Annotated in this window: 2 protein-coding genes and 1 pseudogene; all 3 read left to right on the forward strand. The window is 75.5% G+C overall.

What is annotated here, in order from left to right; translation table 11 throughout:
* Positions 1-62 precede the first annotated feature (62 nt).
* The 3 genes and pseudogenes from ACFW01_RS29060 to ACFW01_RS29070 all read left to right on the forward strand — a co-directional run bounded on the left by ACFW01_RS29060 (position 63) and on the right by ACFW01_RS29070 (position 6,085).
* Positions 63-2,633, forward strand: coding sequence for a SpoIIE family protein phosphatase (locus tag ACFW01_RS29060; RefSeq protein ID WP_384508422.1), 2,571 nt, complete (start codon positions 63-65; stop codon positions 2,631-2,633).
* Between the two features lie 262 nt (positions 2,634-2,895).
* Positions 2,896-5,469: a SpoIIE family protein phosphatase gene (locus ACFW01_RS29065; protein ID WP_384508425.1), complete on the forward strand. Its 2,574-nt coding sequence runs from the start codon at positions 2,896-2,898 to the stop codon at positions 5,467-5,469.
* A 51-nt stretch (positions 5,470-5,520) separates the two neighbouring features.
* A pseudogene (locus ACFW01_RS29070) lies at positions 5,521-6,085 on the forward strand (chitosanase).
* Positions 6,086-6,145: the final 60 nt, after the last annotated feature.

Below are 6,145 nucleotides of genomic sequence, written 5' to 3' on the forward strand. Positions count from 1 at the left end.
GGTGCGGTGGCGCATTCTTGCTGTGTCGCCCCGCGCGGCGGCGCACGGACGAGGTGGGGCCGATGAGTGCAGGCGCCGAGGAAGCGGACCGGACGCCCGGACGGCTGACGGCGCTGCTGATCGACGCCTGTCTCCGGGCGATCGACGCCGCCGACGGCCGGGTCGGAGGGATCTACCTGCCCTCCGGCACCTCCGGCACCTCCGGCACCTCCGGCCTCCTGCGGCTCGCCGTGCTCGCCGGACTGCCCGGGCGCTTGTTCCGGCCCTGGTGGCGTCTGCACGCCGACAGCCCGTTCCCGGTCGCCGACGCCTACCGGCTGGGGGTCCGCGTCGTGCTGCCCAACGCCGCGGAGACCATGCGCCGCTACCCGCAGTTCGCGGCCGGCCTGCCCTTCCCCTTCGGGTCGCTGTACGTGCCCGTCGCCGGGTCGAGGCGGACGTACGGTGTCCTGACCGTCCTGCGCCCCGCCGCCTCGGACGCCGCCGAGGTGCTGGAGGGCGCCGACCGGATGGCGGGGCTCGCACAGGACCTGGGCGCGGCCCTGGAGCGGCTGGACGAGGACAACGAGACGCCGCCCGTCCTCTGGGAGGGCGAGCCGCTGTGCGTCCGGCCGCCCCCCGCCGGACGGCACCCGCAGCACGCCGGAAGCTTCGCCTGGGACCCGGTCACCGGCGCCGTCACCCTCGACGAACCGCTGTGCGTCCTGCTCGGCATGCCCGCGGGCACCGCCGGACCCACCACCGCGCTCGGGTCACTCACCGCCGTCCTGGCCCCCGACGACGGGCACCGGCTCGCCGCGGCCCTGCGGGAGACCGCCGCCGGCCGCCCGCCGCGGCTTCCCCTGTACGTGCGCGCGGCGGACGGGGCGCTGCGCCTGGTCGAGCTGTGGCGGCCGCAGGCGTCCCGGGCCGACGGCGTGACCGTACGGGGAGCGGTCCGCGATCCCTTCGCCGGCACGGTGGCCGACGCCGCCGCCGACCTGCTGCCGGACGGCGTGTTCTGCGTGGACCGGCTGGGCACGGTCGTCTACGCCAACCCGCGCGCCGCCCAGCTGCTGGGCCGGCCCCGCACGGGGCTGCTCGGCCGCTCGCTGTGGGAGGCGGTTCCCTGGCTGGACCAGGCCGCCTACGAGGACCATCTGCGCGGTGCGCTGCTCTCCCCCGACCCGGTCCGCTTCCATGTCCGGCGCCCGCCCGACGGCAGCCGCCGCAGCGCCCCGCAGCCCTTCGAGGGCGACTGGCTGGCCGTCTCCGTCTTCCCCGGCCCCGACCTCCTGACGGGCACGCTCCGGCCCGCCAACCGGGTGGCCGACGCGTCGGCCGGCCTCACCCCCGAGCACGGGCTGCCGGAGGCGGAGCCCGAGGCCGGCGACCCCGCCCCGCGGATCGCCTCGACGGCGGCCGAGTACCGCCCGATCGTGCTGGCCGTCGCCCTCACCGAGGCGGTCACCGCGCGCCAGGTGTCGGCCGTGGTCGTGCGGGAGCTGCTGTCCGCCTTCGGTGGCCGCCGGCTCGCCATCTACCTGCTCCAGGACCGCCACCTCCACCTGGCCTGGGAGACGGGTTTCCCGCCGGGCTTCCTCGCGCCCTTCGAGGGCGTCGCGCTGGACGCCCGGCTGCCCGGCGTCGAGACGCTGACCAGCGGCCGGCCGCTCTTCTTCGACTCCATGCAGGACCTGGCCGCCGCGTATCCGGGCATCCCGCTGGACGCCACGGAGGGCGCCCGCGCCTTCCTGCCGCTGATCGCCTCCGGACGCCCGGTCGGCTCCTGCATCCTCGGCTTCGACCGCGCCCGCGGCTTCAGCACCGAGGAACGCACGGTGCTCACCGCGCTGGCCGGGCTGATCGCCCACGCCATGGAGAAGGCCCGGCGCTACGAGTCCGAGACCGCGCTGGCCCGGGGCCTCCAGGGAGTGCTGCTGCCCCGCCGGCTGCCCGCCCATCCCCTGCTGGAGACCGCCGGACGCTATCTGCCGGGCACCCAGGGCATGGAGGTGGGCGGCGACTGGTACGACGTCGTCGTCTCCGGGGACGGCATGGCCCTGGTCATCGGCGACGTGCAGGGGCACGGCGTGCAGGCCGCGGCCACGATGGGGCAACTGCGCAGCGCCGTGCGCGCCTTCGCCCTGGGCGACCGGCCGCCCGACGAGGTGATGAGCGGCGTCAACCACCTGCTGGCCGACCTGGACCCGGGTCTGTTCGCGAGCTGCTGCTACATCCGGCTCGACCCCGCCACCGGACGGGCCCTCGCCTCCCGCGCGGGTCACCCGCCGCCGCTGCTGCGCCACCCGGACGGACGCACCGAGGCCCTGGACCTGCCCGGTGGGGTGGTGCTCGGCGTGGACCCCGGGGCGCCCTATCCGCTGACCGAGTTCCGCGTCGAGCCGGGTGCCGTCCTCGCCCTCTACACGGACGGGCTGGTGGAGCGGCCCGGCAGCGACATCGACGACGGCATCACCGCCCTGCGCCTCGCCCTGGCCAGGGCGGGAGCGCCCGCCGCGCGACCCGGCAGGCGTGCGCTGGCCGGCGTCGCGGACCGGCTCGTCGTGACCTCCCGCCACGCGACGGACCGCGCCGACGACATCGCCCTGCTGCTCGCCACCCGCCGTCCCCGCCCCGGGAGCCCCCGATGACCCCACCCACGGCCCCCGTCCGGCGGACCCCCGTCGGCACAGGGGGTGCCCCTCGCCTCACGGAGCCCGGCAGTGTAGACATGGGCACATGGTCCGACTGAGGGGTCGATCGGGAGAGCGGTCACCCCGTCGTCCCAGCGGCCCGCTCGCCCGACACCACAGGGACGCGGACCCGACACGGCGGGGGACGGACGCGGGGCGGCGTCACTCGGCACTGCGCCGGGCGCTGTCCGGACGCAGCGTCGCCGCCCAGGTCTTCGTCATGAACGTGGTCATCGTGCTGCTGCTGGTGGTGGCCGCGGCGGTGGCGCTGGTGCTCCAGGTCCGGCACGACAGCACGGTCGAGGCCCGCAACCGGTCCGTCGCGGTGGCCGAGACGTTCGCCAACTCCCCCGGCATCCTCGCGGCGCTGCGCGCCCCCGACCCCACGGCGGTGCTCCAGCCCCGGGCCGAGGCGGCGCGCAAGGCGACCGGTGTGGACTTCGTGGTCGTCACCGACACCGACGGCATCCGCTACACCCATCCCAAGCCCGACCGCATCGGCCGGGAGTTCGTGGGGAACATCGCTCCGGCCCTGGCCGGGGAGACGGTGACCGAGGAGGTCGACGGGACCCTCGGACCGCTGGTCCAGGCCATCGTGCCGGTCGAGGACCCCGACGGCACGGTCGTGGGCCTGGTCTCGGCCGGCATCACCACGGAGAACGTCGGCGGCGCCGCCGAACGGCAGCTGCCGCTGGTGCTGATCGTGGCGGCGGTCGGCCTGGTCGTGGCGACGGCGGGCACCGCGCTCGTCAGCCGGCGGCTGCTGCGCCAGACGCACGGTCTGGGACCGCGCGAGATGACCCGGATGTACGAACATCACGACGCGGTCCTGCACAGCGTCCGCGAAGGCGTGCTCATCGTCGGCCCCAAGGGCCGGCTGCTGCTCGCCAACGACGAGGCCGAGCGCCTGCTCAACCTGCCCCCCGACGCCGAGGGACGGCACGTCCTCGACCTCGGTCTGCCCGCCGACACCGCGGAGCTGCTGGCCTCCGGCCGGGTCGCGACCGACGAGGTGCACCGGGTCAAGGACCGGCTGCTGGCGGTGAACCAGCGGCCCACGGACGTCCGGGGCGGCCCCGCGGGCAGTGTCGCCACCCTCCGCGACTCCACGGAGCTGCGGGCCCTGTCCGGCCGCGCCGAGACCGCTCGGGAACGCCTGGACATGCTGTACGACGCGGGCGTGGGCATCGGCACCAGCCTGGACGTCACGCGCACCGCCGAGGAGCTGGCGGAGCTGGCCGTGCCCCGGTTCGCCGACCACGTCAGCGTGGACCTGTTCGACGCGGTGCTGGCGGGCGGCCAGCCGGAGGGCGGCACCGCGCTGCGCCGCACCGCGCTGAGCGGCGTATCCGAGGAGATGCCGCTGTACCCGGTGGGCAGGCAGCTGCGCTACGTGGATTCCTCCCCGCAGGGCCGGACCCTGCGCACCGGCACGCCGGTGCTGGAACCCCGCCTGGACGTGGCACCCGACTGGCAGGCGCAGGACCTCGAACGCACCGCGCAGGTCCTGGAGTACGGCATCCACTCGCTGATCACGGTGCCGCTGCGCGCGGGCACGCTGGTGCTCGGGGTGGTCAGTTTCTGGCGTTCCGGGACGCCGGAGCCGTTCGACGAGGACGAACTGGCCCTCGCCGAGGAACTGGTCGCCCGGGCAGCGGTCTCCATCGACAACGCCCGGCGCTACACGCGCGAGCACAGCATGGCGGTGACCCTCCAGCGCAGTCTGCTGCCCCGCCGCATGCCGGACCAGAACGCCCTGGACGTCGCCTACCGGTACCTGCCCGCGCAGGCCGGGGTGGGCGGCGACTGGTTCGACGTACTGCCCCTGTCGGGCGCCCGGGTCGCGCTGGTGGTCGGCGACGTCGTCGGGCACGGGCTGCACGCGGCGGCCACCATGGGCCGGCTGCGGACGGCGGTGCACAACTTCAGCGCGCTCGACCTGCCGCCCGACGAACTGCTCGGCCTGCTGGACGAACTGGTCGGCCGCATCGACCAGGACGAGCAGACCGACGACAGCACCGCCCCGGTCACCGGCGCGACCTGCCTCTACGCGATCTACGACCCGGTCGCCGGCACCTGTGTGATGGCCCGGGCGGGCCACCCGCCACCCGCGCTGATCCGGCCCGACGGCGGCGTGGAGTTCCCCGAGGTGCCCGCCGGTCCCCCGCTGGGGCTGGGCGGCCTGCCGTTCGAGACGGCGGAGCTGCGGCTGGCGGAGGGCAGCCGGCTGGTGCTGTACACCGACGGTCTGGTGGAGGACCGGGGGCACGACATCGACGTCGGTCTGGCGCACCTGCGCCAGGCGCTGGAGACGGCCGGCGAGTCGCCCGAGGAGACCTGCCGAACCGTCCTGGACGCCCGGCTCCCCGACCGGCCGGGCGACGACATCGCCCTGCTCGTGGCCCGTACCCGCACCCTCGGGCCCGACCACGTCGCCGAGTGGCAGGTGCCGTCCGACCCGGCGGCCGTCGGCGAGGTGCGCTCCCAGGTCACCCGGCGGCTCGCCGAGTGGGGTCTGGACGACCTGGCGTTCTCCACGGAGCTGATCCTGAGCGAGCTGGTCACCAACGCGATCCGGTACGGCGGTGAGACCGTCCACGTCCGGATGCTGCGCGACCGCAGCCTGGTCTGCGAGGTGTTCGACAGCAGCAGCACCTCGCCGCATCTGCGCTACGCGGCCATGACGGACGAGGGCGGGCGCGGACTCTTCCTGGTCGCGCAGCTCGCCGAGCGCTGGGGCACCCGCTACACGCCGGCCGGCAAGGTCATCTGGGCGGAGCAGCCGATGCCGTGACCGTGGCGGGCGCCGCCGCCCTCGGTTCCCCCACCACCGACCGGAAATTCCGTGAGGCACCCCTACGGCGACCCCGCGCCCCGCGCGGGCCTCTCGCGCCGTACCGTGCTCGCCATGGCATGCGCGTCCCTGTCGGCCGTTCTCGCTCGACTGGAAGGCGCAGTACCAGTACATCGAGGACATCGGCGACGGCCGCGGCTACACCGCGGGCATCATCGGCTTCTGCTCCGGCACCGGCGACATGCTCGACCTGGTGGAGCTGTACGGCGACCGCGGCCCCGGCCATGTGCTCGCCCGCTGTCTGCCGGCGCTGCGCCGGGTCGACGGCTCCGACTCGCACGAGGGGCTGGGCCCCGGTTGCCCCGACGACTGGCGCCGGGCGGCGGGCGATCCCGTCTTCCGCCGGGCGCAGGACGACGAGCGCGACCGCGTCTGCTTCGGCCCGGCCGCGCGCCAGGGCGAGGCGGACGGGCTGCGCACGCTGGGCCGGGCCCGGCCGTCGGCCTGGGGCGGCGACGAGGTGGCCTGCCTGCACGCCTTCCTCGACGAGGGCAACCCGGACCTCGACCCGCCGCTGGACTGGAAGGTGTACGGGGACAGTTACCACATCGGCTGAGGGCGACCAGTGCCCGGGCGAAGAGCGACGAGCACGGCGCGGGCCGCGGAGCCGGCCGTG

Origin of the sequence: Streptomyces sp. NPDC058985 (genome assembly GCF_042740985.1) — a bacterium.
Lineage (GTDB): Bacteria > Actinomycetota > Actinomycetes > Streptomycetales > Streptomycetaceae > Streptomyces.